Source organism: Pseudomonas sp. P65(2024), assembly GCF_057480955.1.
Genome location: NZ_JBLIYX010000020.1, coordinates 47658 through 67145, shown reverse-complemented (window position 1 = coordinate 67145; position 19488 = coordinate 47658). Strand labels below are relative to the sequence as shown.

The window sequence follows — 19488 nt, the reverse complement described above, 5'->3', positions numbered from 1 at the left end:
AACGGCGCCTTAAGGATCGTCGTCACTGGGGCCGCCGCGAAGCGGCCCCAGTCGTTTTGTGCTTCAGGGCTGTCGGTTCTGCGCCTTGAGCAGGTCGCGAATCTCGGTCAGCAGGGTTTCCTCGGCGCTTGGCACCGGCGGTGCGGTCGGGGCCACGGCTTCTTCGCGCTTGAGGCGGTTGATCACCTTCACGCCCATGAAGATGGCGAAGGCGACGATGATGAAGTCGAGAATGGTCTGGATGAATTTGCCATAAGCCAGCACCACTGCGGGCACATCGCCTTCGGCGGCCTTGAGCGTGATGGCCAGGTCGCTGAAGTCCACCCCGCCGATCAGCAGGCCGATGGGGGGCATGATCACGTCGCCGACAAAGGAAGAGACGATCTTGCCGAACGCCGCGCCGATGATGATACCTACCGCCATGTCGACGACATTTCCCTTGACCGCGAAGGCCTTGAATTCACTGAGCATGCCCATGCTGTATTCCTTTGTTACGAATGGAGAGGTAACCGCAGTGTAAGCCACTAAAACGCTTCATGCGTGACGTTCGCAGCTACAGACTGTGTTTAGAGCGAATAGTTTTGTCGCCTGCCGCTGCCTCCGGGACACGTCCGTGTTCGGCTATCATGGCGGTTTTTCCCAGGAGACCCGCCCATGGCCAAGGCCAAGCGCTTGTATGGCTGCACAGAGTGCGGCGCGACCTTCCCCAAATGGGCCGGCCAGTGCGGTGACTGCGGTGCCTGGAACACCCTGGTCGAGACCATGATCGAAAGCGGCGGCGCCGCGGCGCCGAGCGGGCGGGCCGGCTGGACCGGGCAGCAGGCACAGATCAAGACCCTGGCCGAAGTCAGTGTCGAGGAGATTCCGCGCTTCACCACCAGCAGCACCGAACTCGACCGCGTGCTCGGCGGTGGCCTGGTGGACGGCTCGGTGGTGTTGATCGGCGGTGATCCGGGGATCGGCAAGTCCACCATCCTCCTGCAGACCCTGTGCAACATCGCCACGCAGATGCCGGCGCTGTATGTCACCGGCGAGGAGTCGCAGCAGCAAGTGGCCATGCGCTCCCGGCGCCTGGGCCTGCCCCAGGACCAGCTCAAGGTCATGACCGAAACCTGCATCGAGACCATCATCGCCACCGCGCGCCAGGAAAAGCCGCGGGTGATGGTCATCGACTCGATCCAGACCATCTTCACCGAGCAGTTGCAGTCGGCCCCGGGCGGCGTCGCCCAGGTGCGCGAGAGTACGGCGTTGCTGGTGCGTTACGCCAAGCAGAGCGGCACGGCGATCTTCCTGGTCGGCCACGTCACCAAGGAAGGCTCGCTGGCCGGGCCCCGGGTGCTTGAGCACATGGTTGATACCGTGCTGTATTTCGAGGGGGAGTCCGATGGTCGCCTGCGCCTGCTGCGGGCAGTGAAGAACCGCTTCGGCGCGGTCAACGAACTGGGCGTGTTCGGCATGACCGACCGCGGCCTCAAGGAAGTCTCCAACCCCTCGGCGATCTTCCTCAACCGCACCCAGGAAGAAGTACCCGGCAGCGTGGTCATGGCCACCTGGGAGGGGACCCGGCCGATGCTGGTGGAGGTCCAGGCGCTGGTCGACGACAGTCACCTGGCCAACCCGCGCCGGGTGACCCTGGGCCTGGACCAGAACCGCCTGGCCATGCTGCTGGCGGTGCTGCACCGGCACGGCGGCATCCCCACCCATGACCAGGATGTATTCCTCAACGTCGTCGGTGGTGTGAAAGTGCTGGAAACCGCCTCCGACCTGGCGTTGCTGGCCGCGGTGATGTCGAGCTTGCGCAACCGTCCGCTGGCCCATGGCTTGCTGGTATTCGGCGAGATCGGCCTGTCGGGCGAGGTGCGGCCGGTGCCCAGTGGCCAGGAGCGCCTGAAGGAGGCGGCCAAGCATGGCTTCAAGCGCGCCATCGTGCCCAAGGGCAACGCGCCAAAGGAGGCACCCGCCGGTTTGCAGGTGATTGCCGTGACCCGTCTGGAACAGGCGCTGGATGCACTCTTCGAGTGATGCCGTTTCTTGCAAGTGATTCTCAATAACCAGTAGCATACCGCCACCTTGCGACCACCCCATGGAGAGCGTGTGGCGGAGTTCGACCTCAAGCGGCTGTTCACAAAGCACGCGAAAAACCTTCAGGGCCTGCTCTCGCGCAAGGTGCGCGACCCGCAGTTGGCGGCCGACCTGGTGCAGGACAGCTTCCTGCGCCTGGCCGAGCAGCAGCGTCACGAGCCCATCGAAAACGCCCAGGCCTACCTGTACCGCACGGCGCACAACCTGATGATCGATCACGTGCGCCAGCAGCAGCGACGCAAGACTGACACGGTGCCCCACGAGGCCTTCGAGGCGATCGTCGAGGACACCCCTGGGCTTGAGGAGCAGGCCGTGCGCGAACAGCACCTGCGCCGCCTGCAGGCGATCCTCGGTGAGCTGCCCGAGCGCACCCGGGAAATCTTTCGCCTGAACCGCCTGGAGGGCATGACCCACGCCGAGGTCGCCCGGCACCTGGGGATCTCCGACAGCTCGGTGCAAAAGCATCTGGCCAAGGCCCTGGCCTATGTGATGCAGTGCCTGCAGGAAACCGAATGACCAACGGTTTACTGACAAATGCCGCTTCAGACGTCAGCCCAGACATAACCAGATCGCGAGAGAACCGTGTGAGCAGCCAGAACGAGCAAGCCATCCGCGAGCAGGCCGCCGAGTGGGTGGTGCTGCAGCAGGCCGGTCCCCTGAGCCCGGCGCAGCAGCACGCCTTGGACCAGTGGTGCGCCAGCGATCCCCGGCACGCCCGTGCCTATGGGTTTGCCCAGGCCACCTGGGCTGACCTTGGGCAATTGGCACGCTTGCCCGCCGTCTCGAGCGCTCGCCCCACGACTCCCCTCCAGGGCAGCCCGATGCGGCGACGGCGACCTCGGTTGCGCCGGGCTGTTGCCAGCGCGGCGGCGTTGTTGCTGGCAGTGCTGGCCGTGCAACAGGGGCCGCAGGCATGGCTGGGCTGGCGCGCGGACTACCTCACGGGGATCGGCGAAGTGCGCCGGGTGACCCTGCCCGATGGCAGTCAGGTGGAACTGGACAGCCGCAGCGCCCTCCAGCTTGCCTTCGATGAGCGGGAACGGCGCGTGCGTCTGCTGGCCGGTGAAGCCATCTTCACTGCCGCACCGGTCACGGCCCAGGACGCACGCCCGTTCGTGGTCGAGTACGCCGGGGCTACCAGCCGCGCCCTCGGCACTCGCTTCGTGGTTGGCGCTGCGGGCGAAGGGGGCTGGGTCGGCATGCTGGAGCACAGTGTTGCGGTCGAGCTGCAGGCGCCGCCGTTGCAAGGGCAGGCCGGCCAGGTGCTGGAGCAGGGCGACAGTCTGCGCTATGACCAGCGCAAGGGGGTGCGGCCCTGGCCGGGTCACGACCTGCGGCGGGCCACGGACTGGCAGCGCGGGGTGCTGGTGTTCGAACGCCAGCCGCTCGCCGAGGTGGTCGCCCGGCTCAATCGCTACCGCGCAGGTCAGCTAGTGGTCGCCAGTGACGTATTGGCTCGGCGTGAGGTCAGCGGCGTCTTCCGCCTCGACCAGCTAGGCACCGCCCCGGTGGTGCTCGGTGAAGAGCTCAAGGCCCGGCTGATCGAGCTTCCAGGCGTGGCCGTGCTCTACTGAACCCGGCTTCGGCAAAAAAACTTTCAATTTTATTTACTGACTTCTTCTGCATCGCGCGTCTGACTGTTGAGATTGATTTTCATTACTAGAAAACATCAACAACGGACGAGCAATCGCAGTGAGCACGCCACGACTACAACCCCTGCGCCCTCTGGGCCGCCTCGCCCTGGCCGGCAGCCTGGTCCTGGGCAGCTGTGCATTGCCGATGGGGATCGGCCAGGCACACGCCGCCGATTCGCCAAGCACCGCCAGCCGCAACCTGGTTCGTTTCGATATTCCGGCCCAGTCGCTCGACAGCGCCGTACTGGCCTATGCCGAGCAGTCCGGTGTGCAGGTGTTCTTCGACAGCCGCAAGCTGGCCGGTCTGCGCAGCGAAGGGTTGCACGGCAGCTACCCGGCCGAAGAGGGCCTGCGCCAGCTGCTGCGCGGCACGCCGGTGCGTTACCACTTCAGCGCCGCCGGCCAGGTCGGCCTGGAGCGTCTCGTTCAGGACGGCGAGGCCCTTGAGTTGGGCGCGACCCATATCGATTCGCAGCGTGATGGCGATTGGGTGTACCAGGCCCCGCGATCGGTGAGTGTCATTACCCGTGAGCAGATTGAGCAGCGCGCCCCTCGCCATGCCGCCGACCTGCTCGAACAGACCGCGGGCGTGTACACCGCCGTCAACCAGCGTGACCCCGGACTGTCGGTGAACATCCGCGGCGTGCAGGACTATGGTCGGGTCAACATGAACATCGACGGCATGCGCCAGAACTTCAACGTCAACGGCCACCAGCAGCGCAACGGCGTGATGTTCATCGACCCGGAGTTCATCCAGGGTGTCGAGATCGACAAGGGCACCTCGGCCGGCATGGGCGGTGCCGGGGTGATCGGCGGCATCGCCAGCTTCAACACCGTCGATGCCCGCGACTTGCTCGGTCCGGGCAAGGAACTGGGGGGGCGCCTGCGCGCCGGCCACGGTATCGGCGAGCTGGGCAACGGCACCTACTTCAATGGCAGTGCGCTGTTCGCCGTCGGCAATGAAGCCGGCGATATCCTGCTTGGCCACAGCGAGCGGCATTTCGGCAACTACCGCAGCGGTACGCAGAACGCCGACAACCTGGGCACGCAGATCCGCGGCAAGCTGGAGAACCGCGAGGCTTGGAAGAGCTGGCTGCACGGCGAAGTGGGGGCGATGGACAGCGTGACCCGTTCGCAGCTGTTCAAGCTCGGCCTCAACCTCGCCGACGACCAGCGCCTGCAGTTCAGCTACATCGAGACCGACACCGACAGCAAGGACGCCTGGACCTACAACGACAGCAATGCCAACCGCTATTACTACCGGGTCACCGGCACCAACGACATCAATGCGAAGAATGCCGCACTGGACTACAGCTTCACCCCGGACAACGACCTGATCGACTTCAAGGTCAAGCTGTACTACGTGACCACCCGCCAGGACCGCTGGAACGCCGACAACCTGTCCAGCGCCGCCACCGGCAACCGCGTCGAGGCCTACACCGACCGCTTCCAGACCGACACCTGGGGCCTGCAGCTGCAGAACACCTCGCGCTGGCACCTGGGACAGGCTGACACCCTGAGTTTCAACTACGGCACCGAGCTGTTCCAGGACAGCTTCCGCCCCAGCACCGAGCGCATCGCTGCGGCAAACGAGGTGGAGTCGCTACCCTACGTGCAGGGTGCCAATCCCAAGGGCAAGCGGGTGATGGCCAGCCTGTTCGGCAAGCTCACCTATGAGCATGACGACTGGCTCACCCTGGATGCCGGGCTGCGCTACGACCGTTATCGTCTGAGCGGCAAGACCGGGGTCACCACCTGGATGTACCCCGAAGGCGTCACCGAGGTCGGCCTTACCCGCCAGCAGACCCACATGATCTTTGACGAGGACACCGAGGAGGGGCGCTTTTCGCCGACCTTCGGCATCGCGCTCAAGCCCGGACCGGACTGGCTGCAGGTCTACACCCGCTGGGGCCGTGGCTGGCGGCCGCCAGCGGTGACCGAAGTGTTCATGAGCGGCCGCCCGCATGCCGGCGGCAGTGCCGAGATGGTCTACCCCAACCCGTTCCTCAAGGCCGAGGAGTCGCACAACTGGGAGCTGGGGCTGAACGTCTTCAAGGAGTCGCTGCTGCGCGACGGGGATCGCTTCGGCGCCAAGGTCGCCTACTTCGACACACGCATCGACAACTTCTCGTTCCTCGACACCAACGTCTCGCTGCCCGGCAGCAGCGTGGCGGGTATTGCCCTGGGGCGTTCGGCCTACCAGAACAACCTGGAAACCACGCGCTTTCGTGGGGTGGAGTACAGCCTGGACTACGACGCCGGCGCCTACTACGGCCAGCTCAGCTACACCCACATGATCGGCAGCAACGAGTTCTGTTCCAACCAGTTCTACATGGGGGGCGCACAGCGCCTGGTCAGCGCTGGCACCGTCATGCGCCCGGTGCGGGTGGGCAGCCGCATCATCATGTTGCCGGTGCGGGTCTCACGCGCCGAGGGCGCCAGCGACACCAACAACATCGTCAGCTGCGGCGACATCATGGGCAACGCCTCGTACATGCCCGCCGACCGTGGCGCCCTGACCCTGGGCATGCGCCTGCTCGAGCGCACCCTGGATGTGGGCATGCGGGTGCGCTACAGCGAAGGCAACGGCGAGAACCTCAAAAGCCATACCTACAACCAGATCGACCAGGCCCAGTGGCCGCAGTACACGGTCTACGACCTCTACGCCAGCTACTGGATGACCCCCAGCCTGAACCTGGCCCTGTCGTTGGAGAACGCCACCGACGAGGCCTACTTCGTGGCCATGGGCGACGGCAACAACCTGTCGCTGGCCCGCGGCCGTACCTTGAGCGGCATGCTCGAGTACCGCTTCTGAATCAACCGGGTTTGCCCATTCCGGGCGACGCGAAGGCACGGAACGCGCCTTCGTCATCACTGTGCAACAACGAGGAACCGTCATGACCCTTTCCGTTAACTACGACGCCGCCTTCGCCAGCTCGACCGTCGACGACTACCTGGCCTTCTGGAGTGCCGGCTTCGTCACTGCCGGCCATGGCTACAGCAACACCGGTGGCTTCAGCAACGGCACCTTCGATGGCGACCAGTACGCCACCCACGGTCGCAACAACTCGGACTACGCCTTCATCGCCGACAGCGACAGCGCCAACGGTCTGCACTATGTGTTCGACCCGTCCAAGGCCCCGGGCGACAACCTCAACCACTACCTGTGGGGCTCGCTGGACAACGTCTCCCTGGGCGAAGTGCTCGGTGGTGGTAGCGGCAGCGACTTCAGCCTGGGCAACTACGTGGTCAGCTTCAACGGCCTGGACCTGGATGCCGCGCAGGGCGCCGGGCGTGCCGGCAACGAAGTACAGGGTGTGATCTACGGCCTGATGCAGGGCAACACCTCGGCCCTGGAAGGTGTGCTGGACACCCTGCTGGCCGGTTATGGCGTCTCCACCAACAACACGTTCGCCGAGATTGGTGCGGCCCTGGCCGCCGGCCCGGCTCACGCCGCTGCCGCCGAAGCGGTCGGCGTGCAGGCGCTGCCCGAGGACCTGGCCCTGGCGGCCTGAGCACAGGCATGAAAAAGCGAATGGAAGGTTACCCCGCCAATCGCTGATCTGATGCACTTACCCCGCAGCCCGTGTCTTTGCCGGGCCCAGGCTGCGGCGGTGCGAATTCTGTGGCGACGACAGGGCGAATGCAATCGCCGGTCGGCGCCTTCTACGAGGTTTCCAACCAATGCGAACCGCTCCCACCGCGGCCAACGAAGTGCTGCGGGCGCTCAGGGCCTGCCGTGCCGGGCTTGGCAACGTTGCGCTGTTCACCGCGGTGATCAACGTGCTGATGCTGGCCCCGGCGCTGTACATGCTGCAGGTCTACGACCGGGTCCTGTCGTCGCGCAACGAGATGACCTTGCTGATGCTCAGCCTCATGGTGCTTGGGGTGTTCGCCTTCATGGGTCTGCTGGAGTGGCTGCGCAGCCAGGTGGTGATCCGCCTGGGCACGCGCATGGACATGAACCTCAACCCACGCGTGTTCGAGGCCGCCTACGAGGCCAGCCTGGCCGGGCACCGGGGCGCGGCGGGGCAGATGCTTGCCGACCTGACCGCGCTGCGCCAGTTCGCCACCGGCCAGGCCCTGTTCGCATTTTTCGACGCGCCGTGGTTCCCGGTGTACCTGCTGGTGATGTTTCTGTTCAGCCCATGGCTCGGCCTGATGGCGCTGCTGGGGGCGGTGCTGCTGACGCTGCTGGCCTGGGTCAACGAACGTTTGACCCAGGCGCCGTTCGCCGAGGCCGGCCAGCTGTCGCAGCAGGCCGGCCTGGAGGCCAGCGCCAACCTGCGCAATGCCGAGGTGATCGAGGCCATGGGCATGCTGGCGGCGGTGCGCCAGCGCTGGGCGCGCCTGCACCACGGCTTCCTGGCCCGGCAGAACCTGGGCAGCGAGCGCACCGCGGCAGTCACCGCGCTGACCAAGACCGTGCGCCTGGCTCTGCAGTCGCTGGTACTCGGCTTGGGCGCCTGGCTGGCCATCGAGCAATTGATCACGCCAGGAATGATGATCGCCGGTTCCATTCTCATGGCCCGGGTGCTGGCACCGATCGACCAGTTGATCGGCGCCTGGCGCCAATGGAGTGGTGCGCGCCTGGCCTACCACCGCCTGAATGCGCTGCTGCAGGCCCAGCCGCCGCGCCCGGCGGGCATGCCGTTGCCGACGCCGCTCGGCAAGCTTGCGGTCGAGCAGGTGGGCGCGACGCTGCCGGGCAGCAGCCGTCTGTGCCTGAACAACCTGGGCTTCGAACTGCCGGCGGGCGAGTCACTGGGAATCATCGGCCCGTCCGGCTCGGGCAAGTCGACCCTGGCGCGGCTGCTGGTCGGCGCCGTTGTTCCGGCGAGCGGCAAGGTCCGCCTGGATGGCGCGGACCTGAGGGTCTGGGACCGTGGCGCGCTGGGGCAGCATATCGGCTACCTGCCCCAGGATGTGCAGCTGTTCGCCGGCAGCATCGCCGATAACATCGCCCGGCTCGGCGCGGTGGATGCCCAGCAAGTGGTGGCCGCGGCGCAGCTGGCGGGTGTGCACGACATGATCCTCAAGCTGCCGGGCGGCTATGACACGCTGTTGGGGGAGGGCGGGCTGGGCCTGTCCGGCGGCCAGCGCCAGCGCATCGGCCTGGCGCGGGCGCTGTATGGGCTGCCGGCGCTGATCGTGCTCGACGAGCCCAATTCCAATCTCGATGAGGCCGGGGAGCAGGCGTTGGTCGAGGCCATTGCCAGGCTGCGCGAGCACAAGCGCACGTTGATCCTGATCACCCACAAGTCCTCGCTGTTGGCCGGCCTGGACAACCTGCTGATGCTCAAGGGCGGCCAGTTGCAGGCCTTCGGCCCCACCGCCCGGGTGCTGCAGGACGCACAGCGGGCCGCTCGGCCGGCGCCCGCCCCCGTCGCGCCATCCTCCACACGCAACCCCATCGGCCTGAGCGTCACCTTCGGCCAGCCAAGAGCCTGACACCATGAGCGTACACGCCCTCTCCACGCAAAAGACCGAGGCGAGCCTGCTCAGCCTCGACGAACACCGCCCGGGCCGGGTGGGCCGCTGGCTGGTGCTGGCAGGTTTCGGCGGTTTCCTCCTGTGGGCCGCGCTGGCGCCGCTGGACAAAGGCGTGCCGGTCAGCGGCAGCGTGATGGTCGCCGGTAGCCGACAGGCCGTGCAGCCCCCCACGGGCGGGGTGATCGAGCAGTTGCTGGTGCGTGACGGCGACACGGTGAGCGCCGGCCAGGTCGTGCTGCGCATGGATCCGACCCAGGCCCAGGCCCAGGTCGGTTCGCTACGGGTACAGTACGTCAACGCCCGCGCCGCCGAGGCGCGCCTGCTGGCCGAGCGCGATGGCAGGGCTTCGATCGACTTCCCCCAAGGCCTGCGTGACCAGGCCGCCAGTGCCTGGGTGGCCACGGTGCTGGAGAGCCAGCGGCAACTGCGCAGCAGCCGCGCCCAGGCGCTGGAGATGGAGCTTGGCGGCCTGCGCGAGAGCATCGCTGGCGCCGAAGCCTCGCTGCAGGGCCTGCAAGGCTCGCTGGCCAGCAAACAGGCCCAGCGTGACGCGCTGGACGAACAGTTGCGCGGCCTGCGCGAATTGGCTCGGGATGGCTACATCGCCCGCAATCGCCTGCTCGACAGTGAGCGCCTGCTGGCCCAGGTCAACGGCTCGATTGCCGAGGACTTCGGCAGCATCGGCCGCGCCCGGCGTCAGGTCCTGGAACTCAAGCTGCGCATCGGCCAGCGCCAGCAGGAGTACCAGAACGAAGTGCGTCAGCAGCTCACCGAGCTGCAGGCCAGCGCAGAGGACCTGGACAACCGCCTGCGCAGCGCCGAGTTCGAGCTGGCCCATACCCAGGTGCGGGCCCCCGTGGCCGGCACCGTGGTGGGCCTGAGCGTGTTCACCGACGGTGGCGTCATCGCCCGGGGCCAGCAACTGATGGAGATCGTGCCGCGCGATGCGCCGCTGCTGGTCGAAGCCCGCGCCTCGGTGGACATGATCGACCGCCTGCGCCCTGGGTTGCCGGTGGAGCTGATGTTCGTCGCCTTCAACCAGAGCACCACGCCACGAGTGGATGGCGAGGTGACATTGGTCTCGGCCGATCGCCTGATCGACGAAAAGACCCAGCAGCCCTACTACCAGGTGCGCATCAAGGTCAGCGACCAGGGCCTCGGCCAACTGGCCGGCCTGGATATCCGCCCAGGCATGCCGGTGGAGGCCTTCGTGCGGACTGGCGAGCGCTCGCTGCTCAACTACCTGTTCAAGCCACTGGCCGACCGGGTGCATGTCGCGCTGACCGAGGAATAAGGGGATGTCCGTGCTACTGCGTGCCGCCTGCCCGCTGCTGTTGTTCACGAGCCTGTCGGCGCAGGCCCTGGACCTGGGTGACGCCTATGCCCTGGCGCTGCGCAACGATCCCACCTGGCAGGGCTCCATCGCCGAGCGCGAGGCCGGGCTCGAAAACCTGGCGATCGGTCGCGCTGGCCTGCTGCCCAGGTTGTCGTATCGCTACAACCGCGCCCGCAACGATTCCGAGGTGACCCAGCGTAGCCAGTTCGGCGACGTGACCACCCAGCGCGATTACCGCAGCTACAGCTCGACCCTGACCCTCGAGCAGCCGTTGTTCGACTACGCCGCCTGGAGCGACTACCGCCGTGGTGTGGCCCAGGCCGCCCTGGCCGACGAGCGCTATCGCGGTCGTGGCCAGGAGCTGATGGTGCGTCTGTTCGGCGCCTACAGCGAAGCGTTGTTCGCCAACGAACAGATCGCCTTGGCCCAGGCCCAGCGGCGTACCTATGCCGAGCAGATGACCCTCAACGAGCGCCTGCTCAAGGGCGGCGAGGGCACCCGCACCGATGTGCTCGAAACCCGCGCCCGCTACGAGTTGGCGCAGGCCCAGGAAATCGAGGCTGGCGACAATCTCGATGCGGCGCTGCACGCCTTGCAGGCGATCATCGGCGAGCCGGTGGTGGTCGAGGACCTGGCGCCGATGACCGCCGATTTTCGCGTCCAACCCCTGACCCCCACACGTTTCGAGCGCTGGCGCGACCTGGCCGTGGCCCACAACGCCGAGCTGGCCAGCCAGCGCCATGGGTTGGAGGTCGCCGAGCAGAACATCGAGCGGCAACGGGCCGGGCACCTGCCTTCGTTGAGTGCCTATGCCAGCAAGGGCATTTCCAGTTCGAGCTCCGAGAGCAGCTACAACCAACGCTACGATACCGACAGCATCGGCGTGCAGTTGAGCGTGCCGCTGTATGCCGGGGGCGGGGTGCAGGCGTCAGTGCGTCAGGCTCGTGCCCAGCGCGATGCCGCGGGGTTCGAACTGGATGCTCAGCTGAACGACACGCTCACCCAACTGCGTCGGCAGTTCAACCTGTGTGCTAGCGGCACGGCGAAGATCCGCGCCTACGACCTGGCGGTGAAGGCGGCCTCGGCCCTGGTGCAGGCCACACGCAAGAGCGTGCGGGGAGGGGAAAGGGTCAACCTCGATGTGCTGGATGCCGAGCAACAGCTGTTCAGTGCCAGGCGTGACCTGGCGCAGGCACGCCATGAGTACCTGCGGGCGTGGTTGCAGCTGCGCTATCTGGCGGGCGTACTGGAGGCGGGGGATCTGAATGCGCTGAGCAGGTATTTCCTGTCGCACGGATAGTGCGTCGGCGCTCCGACACCTGCACCAGATAAAAAAGGGAGCCGACGATGCGCGTCGGCTCCCCCTCGATGACCGTCCTGGTCAGCGATCAGTGTTCGGCAACCGCCTTGCGCCTGGGCGCCTCGTTGCCGTGCTCGTCAAGCTCCAGCACCGGAACCTCATTGCCGTCGGCGTCGAACAGCTTGCCGTCCTTGAAGTAGTCGCCATCGCGCAGGGCCGAGATGTCCGAGTACTGGATGGTGCGCTCGTAGGCCGCGGCGAATACCGACTGGTTTTCCGAGTTGCCGGTGGTGAAGTGGTTGAAGATCAGGTTCAGCAGGATGGCCATGATCGCCGCCGAGCTGATGCCGGAGTGGAAGATGGTTTCGAACCAGCTCGGGAAGTTGTGGTAGAAGGTCGGCGCCGCGATCGGGATCATGCCGAAGCCCAGCGAGGCAGCGACGATGATCAGGTTGACGTTGTTCTTGTAGTTGACCTTGGACAGGGTGCGGATGCCGCTGGCCGCCACGGTGCCGAACAGCACGATACCCGCGCCGCCGAGGACCGGGGTCGGTACCGCGGCGATGACCCGGCCCATGATCGGCAGCAGGCCCAGCACCACCAGGATTACCCCGCCGGTGGCCACCACGTAGCGGCTCTTCACCCCGGTCACGGCCACCAGGCCGACGTTCTGGGCAAAGGCGCTCTGGGTGAACGAGCCGAAGATCGGCGCCAGGATGCTCGACGCCATGTCGGCGCGCAGGCCATTGCCCAGGCGCTTGGAGTCGACCTTGGTGTCGATGATCTCACCCACGGCGAGGATGTCCGCCGAGGTTTCCACCAGGGTCACCATGATCACGATGCACATCGACAGGATCGCGGCGATATGGAAGGTCGGCATGCCGAAGTGGAACGGCGTGGGGAAGGCGAAGATCGGGCCTTCGGTGACCTTGCTGAAGTCGGTCATGCCCAGCGCCCAGGCAATCAGGGTGCCGGCGACCATGGCCAGGAGGATCGACAGGCGCGAGATGCTCGCGCTGCCCAGCTTGCTCAGCAGCAGGACGATGGCGAAGGTCAGGGCCGCCAGGCCGATGTTGGCCACGCTGCCGAACTCCGGCGAGGCGCTGTTGCCGCCCATCACCCAGCGTGCGGCCACGGGCATCAGGGTCAGGCCGATGGTGGTGATGACGATGCCGGTGACCAGCGGCGGGAAGAACTTGGTGATGCGCGAGAACACCGGGGTGATCAGGAAACCGATGAGCGAGGCCGCCATCACCGCGCCCAGCACCGAAGGCAAGCCGCCACCGCTCTGGCTGCCGAGGATCGCGCCCATGGTCGCCACGCCGGCGAACGACACGCCCTGCACCAGCGGCAGCTGGCAGCCGAAGAACGGCAGGCCAAGGGTCTGCAGCAACGTCGCCAGGCCCCCGGCGAACAGCGAGGCGGCGATCAACAGGCCGATTTCCGCCGGGGCCAGGCCGGCGGCCTGGCCGAGGATCAGGGGTACGGCGACAATCCCTCCATACATGGTCAGGACATGCTGCAGCCCGTAGGCCAGGTTGGCGCCAAGGCCGAGGTTCTCGTCCTCGGGGCGCGGGGCGGGAGACGTGCTGGGGGACGTGGTCATTGGAGCAGGCTCTCTGTTTATTGTTGTGCCGCTACTGTAGACAACAAGCACAAAAAATTGCCACAAAAATTGTATACAAAGTTTTGATCGTAGCGACGGAACTGGTGCGTCCAGGGTGCGTGAAACCTGGATGCAGGTTGCGTTCCAACTTGCAGGAGGCTGTATCAGAGGGGTGTGTACAAAGCACTTGGCAGGCGTATGAAAGCTGTCTGGCTGGACAGGAAAGCCGTCACAGCCAGATAGATAGCAAGCTAAGAGATATCAATCTTCGATGAGTTCGCGCAGCTCGCGCATCATTTCGGTGCTGTCACCCACGTTCAGTTCCACCAGACGGTGCAGATGGGTCATCGAATCGATGTCGATGTGCAGGCAGATGAAACCCAGGCGGCTCGGCTCCTCGTGGCGCAGTTCGACCTGCATCAGCACCTGGGTCTTCTTGTCGTTGAGGTGGATGATCGCTTCGAAATCCTGGGTGAGGTCGGCATTCCAGGGATCGGGGCGCTCGATCAGCAAGCCCTTGAGCGACAGGTCGAGCAGTTTCACCGGCCAGCGCCGCTCGCCCTGGCGCAGTTCAGTGGGAGCATCGAAGGCGATGCGTTGAAAGCGGCGGCGTTCGTCGTGGTCGCTCATGGGAAAAGCCCTCGGGGGTTCAACCTGACTATAGTGGGTTATGGTGCAGTATCAGGTACCGCAATCTGGCCGCAGAGGCTCTAGACCAAAGCAAGTGTGGCAATGCGCGATGAGTCGCCCTAGACTCGATGGGCGGTCTTTCCAATCCACCAGCTGGAAGTAAACCATGAACAACAATAATAGCCTGCTACGCCACATTCCGTGGCTGGCGCTGGCAGTCATAGGGGCCTGCGCGCTGGGTGTGGTCGCCCTGCGTCGCGGTGAGGCCATCAACGCCTTGTGGATCGTGGTCGCGGCAGTGGCCCTTTACCTGGTCGCCTACCGTTACTACAGCCTGTTCATCGCCACCAAGGTGATGCAGCTCGACCCCCGCCGGGCCACGCCCGCGGTGCTCAACAACGATGGCCTGGACTACGTCCCGACCAACAAGCACATTCTCTTCGGCCACCACTTCGCCGCCATCGCCGGCGCCGGCCCGCTCGTCGGCCCGGTGCTCGCCGCGCAGATGGGCTACCTGCCCGGCACGCTGTGGCTGATCGCCGGCGTGGTGCTGGCCGGCGCGGTGCAGGACTTCATGGTCCTGTTCCTCTCCACCCGCCGCAACGGCCGCTCGCTGGGCGACATGGTACGCGAGGAAATGGGCCGCATCCCGGGCACCATCGCCCTGTTCGGCTGCTTCCTGATCATGATCATCATCCTCGCGGTGCTGGCGCTGATCGTGGTCAAGGCCCTGGCCGAGAGCCCGTGGGGCATGTTCACGGTGATGGCGACCATCCCGATCGCGATGTTCATGGGCATCTACATGCGCTACATCCGCCCGGGCCGCATCGGCGAGATCTCGGTCATCGGCGTGGTCCTGCTGCTGCTGTCGATCTGGCTGGGGGGCCAGATCGCCGCAGATCCGGTGTGGGGCCCGGCGTTCACCTTCACCGGCGTGCAGATCACCTGGATGCTGGTCGGCTACGGTTTCGTCGCTGCCGTGCTGCCGGTGTGGCTGGTGCTGGCGCCGCGTGACTACCTGTCGACCTTTCTCAAGATCGGCACCATCGTCGGCCTTGCCATCGGCATCCTGATCATCGCGCCCGAACTGAAGATGCCGGCGCTGACCCAGTTCACCGACGGCACGGGCCCGGTTTGGAAGGGCACCCTGTTCCCGTTCCTGTTCATCACCATCGCCTGCGGCGCGGTGTCCGGCTTCCACGCGCTGATCTCCTCGGGGACCACGCCCAAGCTGCTGGACAACGAAACCAACGCCCGCTACATCGGCTACGGCGGCATGCTGATGGAGTCGTTCGTCGCCATCATGGCCATGGTCGCCGCCTCGGTGATCGAGCCGGGGGTGTACTTCGCCATGAACAGCCCGGCCGCGGTGGTCGGTGCCGACGTCGTCTCGGTGGCGCAGACTGTGAGCAGCTGGGGCTTCATGATCACACCCGAGCAGCTCGAGGCCACCGCCCGTGATATCGGCGAGCACACCATCCTGGCCCGTGCCGGTGGTGCACCGACCCTGGCGGTGGGCATTGCGCAGATCCTGCACCAGGTACTGCCGGGTGAGAACACCATGGCGTTCTGGTACCACTTCGCGATTCTGTTCGAGGCGCTGTTCATCCTCACTGCAGTAGACGCCGGTACCCGTGCCGGTCGCTTCATGCTGCAGGATTTGCTGGGCAGCTTCGTGCCGGCCCTGAAACGCACCGAGTCGTGGACCGCCAACCTGATCGGCACCGCCGGTTGCGTGGCGCTGTGGGGCTATCTGCTGTACCAGGGCGTGATCGATCCTCTGGGTGGCATCAACACCCTGTGGCCGCTGTTCGGCATCTCCAACCAGATGCTCGCCGGCATCGCCTTGATGCTGGGCACCGTGGTGTTGATCAAGATGAAGCGCCAGCGCTACGTCTGGGTCACCCTGCTGCCGGCCGTGTGGCTGCTGATCTGCACCACCACCGCGGGCCTGATCAAGTTGTTCGACCCGAACCCTGCGGTCGGCTTCCTGGCCCTGGCCAAGAAGTACAGCACCGCGCTGGATGCCGGCCAAGTGCTGGCCCCGGCCAAGGACATCGGCCAGATGCAGCATGTGATCTTCAACGCCTACACCAACGCCGGCCTGACCGTGCTGTTCCTGGTGGTGGTGTTCAGCGTGCTGTTCTTCGCCGTCAAGGTTGGCCTCGCCGCCCTGGGTCGCAAGGAGCGCACCGACAAGGAAACCCCGTTCCAGGCCCTGCCTGACGCTTGAGAGGATCGCCGCGATGTTCAACGACCTGGGTCGACTGGGCAAGTACCTGGGGCAGGCCGCCCGCCTGATGGTCGGCATGCCCGACTACGACAACTATGTCGAGCACATGCGCAAGAAGCACCCGGACAAGCCGGTGATGAGCTACGAAGAGTTCTTCCGCGAGCGCCAGGAAGCGCGCTATGGTGGCAAGTCCGGGCCCAAGTGCTGTTGAACCCGCGACACGCGTGAACCAGTGGGAGCCCGGGCAACCGGGCTCCCACTTTCATTTTCAGCTGCAGGAGACAACCGCGTGCAAACGCCGATTCCCGTTACCGTGCTGACCGGCTTCCTTGGCGCCGGCAAGACCACATTGCTCAAGCATATGCTCAGGGCCGAGCATGGCCTGAAGCTCGCCGTGATCGAAAACGAATTCAGCGAGGCCGGCATCGACAGCCAGCTGCTGGGCGATGAACCGGTGCAGGTCATGACCCTGGCCAATGGCTGCGTGTGCTGCAGCATCCATGGCGACCTGACCCGGGCCCTGTACCTGCTGCTCGAACGGCTGGATGCCGGTGAAATCGCCTTCGATCGCCTGGTCATCGAGTGCACCGGCCTTGCCGATCCGGCGCCGGTGGCGCAGACCTTCTTCATCGATGAAGAGCTGCGCGAGCGCTATATCCTCGACGGCATTATCACCCTGGTCGACACCGCCCATGCCGAGCTGCACCTGACCCAGGCCATCGCCCAGGCCCAGGTCGGCTTCGCCGACCGCCTGCTGCTGAGCAAGACCGACCTGGTCGAGCCACAGGTGGTCGACGCCCTGCGCGAGCGTCTGGCGCGTATCAATGGCCGGGCGGCAATCCGCGTGGTCGAGCACGGCCGCATCGACCTGGCCGAGCTACTCGATGTGCGCGGCTTCAACCTCAACCCCGACCTGGGCATCAGCCCAAAGCCCACCTTGCGCCCGCTGCTCAAGCCGGCCACCCCTGACCGTATCTCGACGCTGGTGCTGCGTACCGAAACGCCGTTGGACATCGATCGGCTCAGCGACTTCATGAACGAGCTGCTGGAAGAGCACGGTAAGCAATTGCTGCGCTACAAGGGGGTATTGAACATTGCCGGTGAGGACCGCCGTCTGGTGTTCCAAGGGGTGCTCAAGCTCTATGGCTTTGATTGGGACGCCGAGTGGAAGGACGGCGAGACACGGGAAAGCGTGATGGTGTTCATTGCCGATGAGCTGCCGGAAGAGAATATTCGGGCAGGGTTTGAGGCGTTGTATCACGCATGAGTGGGACGTAGCTGACTGGTTGATGCCGCCAAATGGCGGCATTTTTTTGCCTCGTTCAATACATTGGGCCACACGCTATGGCCCCCTTGAAAGAGGTACCTTTTTTGGTGCGCTTGGTCGAGTCACAAGCGGGTGATTGCCTGGCAGCTGACTGAGGCGATGAAGCAGCAGAAGGTCAGCAAGAAGGCGCTTGCCGAGCGCATGCACACCAGCCGTACGGCGGTCGATCGAGCGCTTGATCAGACGGATGCCGGCATGACGCTGGCAACGCTGGCCAATGCGGCGAGAGCCTTGGGCCAGCGCGTGGAAATACGTCTCGTGCCGGATGTCGCAACAACTCGCTGAGAACAAGCACAAAAAAGCCCGGCATATGGCCGGGCTTTTTCACATCAGGCGTCCGCCAATCAGTTGCCGTACACCGGCAGCTTCTTGCAGATGGCCTTGACCTTCTCGCGCACGGCGTCGATCACCGCTTCGTTGTTCAGGTCGGCCAGGATGTCGCAGATCCAGCCAGCCAGTTCGCGGCACTCGGCTTCCTTGAAGCCACGGGTGGTAACGGCAGGGGTACCGAAACGCAGGCCCGAGGTGACGAACGGCGAACGTGGGTCGTTCGGGACCGAGTTCTTGTTGACGGTGATGAACGCCTTGCCCAGGGCGGCGTCGGCGTCCTTACCGGAGATTTCCTGCTTGATCAGCGACAGCAGGAACAGGTGGTTCTGGGTGCCGCCGGAAACGACGTCGAAACCACGCTCGATGAACACTTCGGCCATGGCCTGGGCGTTCTTTACCACTTGCTGCTGGTAGGCCTTGAACTCAGGCTGCAGCGCTTCCTTGAAGCAGATCGCCTTGGCGGCGATGACGTGCTCCAGCGGGCCGCCCTGGGCGCCCGGGAAGACCGCGGAGTTCAGCTTCTTCTCGATGTCGGCGTTGGCGCGGGCCAGGATCAGGCCGCCACGCGGACCGCGCAGGGTCTTGTGGGTGGTGGTGGTGACCACGTCGGCGAACGGAACAGGGTTCGGGTACACGCCGGCGGCGACCAAGCCAGCCACGTGGGCCATGTCGACGAACAGGTAGGCACCGACCTTGTCGGCGATTTCGCGGAAGCGTGGGAAGTCCAGGACCTGCGAGTAGGCGGAGAAGCCGGCGACGATCATCTTCGGCTTGTGCTCCAGGGCCAGTGCTTCGACTTCGTCGTAGTTGATCAGGCCGTTGGCGTCGATGCCGTACTGGATGGCGTTGTACAGCTTGCCCGAGGAGGAGACGCTGGCGCCGTGGGTCAGGTGACCGCCGTGGGCCAGGCTCATGCCCAGGATGGTGTCACCGGCCGACAGCAGGGCCAGGTAGACGGCGGCGTTGGCCTGGGAGCCGGCGTGCGGCTGGACGTTGGCGTAGTCGGCGCCGAACAGCTCCTTGGCGCGGTCGATGGCCAGCTGCTCGACGACGTCGACGTACTCGCAACCACCGTAGTAGCGCTTGCCTGGGTAGCCTTCGGCGTACTTGTTGGTCAGAACCGAACCCTGGGCCTCCATGACCGCCGGGCTGGTGTAGTTTTCCGAAGCGATCAGCTCGATATGCTCTTCCTGGCGCAGGGCTTCTTGCTGCATGGCTTCGAAGAGCTCGGCGTCGTACTTGGCAATGGTCAAATCACGGCTGAACATGGCGGTCCTCAAGGATCGGGCAGAATTGGGGGGGCATTCTAACCGATTGATTCGCCGCTGGCATATGAAGTGGCATCAAGTCGCGGACCAATGGCCCTCATGTTGCAGCCCGCGCCGTTTCTGGGCTGGAGTTGACTTTTGGGTCCGTTTTTCAAGGCTTGGCGCCGTGCACTGCGGGAGCGGCCTTGCGTCGCGAAAGGGCCGCAAAGCGGCCCCGGCGATCTTTGCGTTAACACTTAGGTCCTGGGG

Annotated in this window: 15 protein-coding genes and 1 pseudogene; 12 read left to right on the top strand and 4 right to left on the bottom strand. The window is 65.3% G+C overall.

Annotation, left to right across the window (positions count from 1 at the left end; genetic code table 11):
• Positions 1-63: 63 nt before the first annotated feature.
• Positions 64-477 (bottom strand): large-conductance mechanosensitive channel protein MscL, encoded by a 414-nt coding sequence (mscL, locus tag AC25MA_RS22475; protein WP_011535791.1) that lies wholly within the window; start codon positions 475-477, stop codon positions 64-66.
• Positions 478-654: 177 nt separating this feature from the next.
• Here mscL and radA point away from each other — a divergent pair, with 177 nt between their 5' ends.
• From radA to AC25MA_RS22435, 8 genes are all read left to right on the top strand, one after another.
• The gene (radA, locus tag AC25MA_RS22470; RefSeq protein WP_028691337.1) at positions 655-2022 is read left to right on the top strand and encodes a DNA repair protein RadA; all 1368 of its coding nucleotides are present in this window, start codon (positions 655-657) and stop codon (positions 2020-2022) included.
• A gap of 72 nt (positions 2023-2094) precedes the next feature.
• On the top strand, positions 2095-2598 hold the full coding sequence (locus AC25MA_RS22465) for an RNA polymerase sigma factor (RefSeq protein ID WP_028691338.1): 504 nt from the start codon (positions 2095-2097) through the stop codon (positions 2596-2598).
• Positions 2599-2666: 68 nt separating this feature from the next.
• Complete coding sequence (locus AC25MA_RS22460; RefSeq protein WP_069017053.1) at positions 2667-3656, top strand: FecR family protein; 990 nt, start codon at positions 2667-2669, stop codon at positions 3654-3656.
• 205 nt (positions 3657-3861) lie between these two features.
• Complete coding sequence (locus AC25MA_RS22455) at positions 3862-6531, top strand: TonB-dependent receptor (protein WP_241412311.1); 2670 nt, start codon at positions 3862-3864, stop codon at positions 6529-6531.
• Positions 6532-6613: 82 nt separating this feature from the next.
• Entirely contained in the window at positions 6614-7231 is a 618-nt protein-coding gene (locus tag AC25MA_RS22450; RefSeq protein WP_213884076.1) for a heme acquisition protein HasA, read from the top strand.
• A gap of 169 nt (positions 7232-7400) precedes the next feature.
• Entirely contained in the window at positions 7401-9167 is a 1767-nt protein-coding gene (locus AC25MA_RS22445; RefSeq protein ID WP_028691342.1) for a type I secretion system permease/ATPase, read from the top strand.
• A 4-nt stretch (positions 9168-9171) separates the two neighbouring features.
• Positions 9172-10503, top strand: a complete 1332-nt coding sequence (locus AC25MA_RS22440; RefSeq protein WP_236248672.1) for an HlyD family type I secretion periplasmic adaptor subunit — start codon at positions 9172-9174, stop codon at positions 10501-10503.
• A 4-nt stretch (positions 10504-10507) separates the two neighbouring features.
• Positions 10508-11845: a TolC family outer membrane protein gene (locus tag AC25MA_RS22435; protein WP_232853737.1), complete on the top strand. Its 1338-nt coding sequence runs from the start codon at positions 10508-10510 to the stop codon at positions 11843-11845.
• A gap of 88 nt (positions 11846-11933) precedes the next feature.
• Here AC25MA_RS22435 and AC25MA_RS22430 read toward each other — a convergent pair whose 3' ends face one another.
• Positions 11934-13451, bottom strand: coding sequence for a nucleobase:cation symporter-2 family protein (locus AC25MA_RS22430; RefSeq protein ID WP_028691345.1), 1518 nt, complete (start codon positions 13449-13451; stop codon positions 11934-11936).
• Positions 13452-13712: 261 nt separating this feature from the next.
• A complete protein-coding gene (locus AC25MA_RS22425; RefSeq protein WP_028691346.1) occupies positions 13713-14081 on the bottom strand; it encodes a PilZ domain-containing protein in 369 nt (122 codons plus the stop codon).
• Between the two features lie 166 nt (positions 14082-14247).
• Here AC25MA_RS22425 and AC25MA_RS22420 point away from each other — a divergent pair, with 166 nt between their 5' ends.
• The 4 genes and pseudogenes from AC25MA_RS22420 to AC25MA_RS22405 all read left to right on the top strand — a co-directional run.
• Positions 14248-16314, top strand: coding sequence for a carbon starvation CstA family protein (locus AC25MA_RS22420; RefSeq protein ID WP_062362098.1), 2067 nt, complete (start codon positions 14248-14250; stop codon positions 16312-16314).
• A 13-nt stretch (positions 16315-16327) separates the two neighbouring features.
• Positions 16328-16525 carry a YbdD/YjiX family protein gene (locus tag AC25MA_RS22415; RefSeq protein ID WP_028691348.1) on the top strand — a complete coding sequence of 66 codons (198 nt, stop codon included), beginning with the start codon at positions 16328-16330 and terminating at the stop codon, positions 16523-16525.
• A 78-nt stretch (positions 16526-16603) separates the two neighbouring features.
• The gene (yjiA, locus tag AC25MA_RS22410) at positions 16604-17581 is read left to right on the top strand and encodes a GTPase (RefSeq protein ID WP_028691349.1); all 978 of its coding nucleotides are present in this window, start codon (positions 16604-16606) and stop codon (positions 17579-17581) included.
• Between the two features lie 126 nt (positions 17582-17707).
• A pseudogene (locus tag AC25MA_RS22405) lies at positions 17708-17926 on the top strand (Fis family transcriptional regulator); the annotation flags it as partial.
• Between the two features lie 59 nt (positions 17927-17985).
• Here the strand turns inward: AC25MA_RS22405 and glyA are convergent.
• The gene (gene glyA, locus AC25MA_RS22400) at positions 17986-19239 is read right to left on the bottom strand and encodes a serine hydroxymethyltransferase (RefSeq protein ID WP_028691350.1); all 1254 of its coding nucleotides are present in this window, start codon (positions 19237-19239) and stop codon (positions 17986-17988) included.
• Positions 19240-19488: the final 249 nt, after the last annotated feature.

Bases quoted from the DNA above. Each gene is read 5' to 3' on its own strand.
- glyA (WP_028691350.1), bottom strand. From the start codon at position 19,239: ATGTTCAGCCGTGATTTGACCATTGCCAAGTACGACGCCGAGCTCTTC.
- mscL (WP_011535791.1), bottom strand. From the start codon at position 477: ATGGGCATGCTCAGTGAATTCAAGGCCTTCGCGGTCAAGGGAAATGTC.
- radA (WP_028691337.1), top strand. From the start codon at position 655: ATGGCCAAGGCCAAGCGCTTGTATGGCTGCACAGAGTGCGGCGCGACC.
- AC25MA_RS22430 (WP_028691345.1), bottom strand. From the start codon at position 13,451: ATGACCACGTCCCCCAGCACGTCTCCCGCCCCGCGCCCCGAGGACGAG.
- AC25MA_RS22450 (WP_213884076.1), top strand. From the start codon at position 6,614: ATGACCCTTTCCGTTAACTACGACGCCGCCTTCGCCAGCTCGACCGTC.
- AC25MA_RS22425 (WP_028691346.1), bottom strand. From the start codon at position 14,081: ATGAGCGACCACGACGAACGCCGCCGCTTTCAACGCATCGCCTTCGAT.
- AC25MA_RS22445 (WP_028691342.1), top strand. From the start codon at position 7,401: ATGCGAACCGCTCCCACCGCGGCCAACGAAGTGCTGCGGGCGCTCAGG.
- AC25MA_RS22435 (WP_232853737.1), top strand. From the start codon at position 10,508: ATGTCCGTGCTACTGCGTGCCGCCTGCCCGCTGCTGTTGTTCACGAGC.
- AC25MA_RS22455 (WP_241412311.1), top strand. From the start codon at position 3,862: ATGGGGATCGGCCAGGCACACGCCGCCGATTCGCCAAGCACCGCCAGC.
- AC25MA_RS22440 (WP_236248672.1), top strand. From the start codon at position 9,172: ATGAGCGTACACGCCCTCTCCACGCAAAAGACCGAGGCGAGCCTGCTC.
- AC25MA_RS22415 (WP_028691348.1), top strand. From the start codon at position 16,328: ATGTTCAACGACCTGGGTCGACTGGGCAAGTACCTGGGGCAGGCCGCC.
- AC25MA_RS22420 (WP_062362098.1), top strand. From the start codon at position 14,248: ATGAACAACAATAATAGCCTGCTACGCCACATTCCGTGGCTGGCGCTG.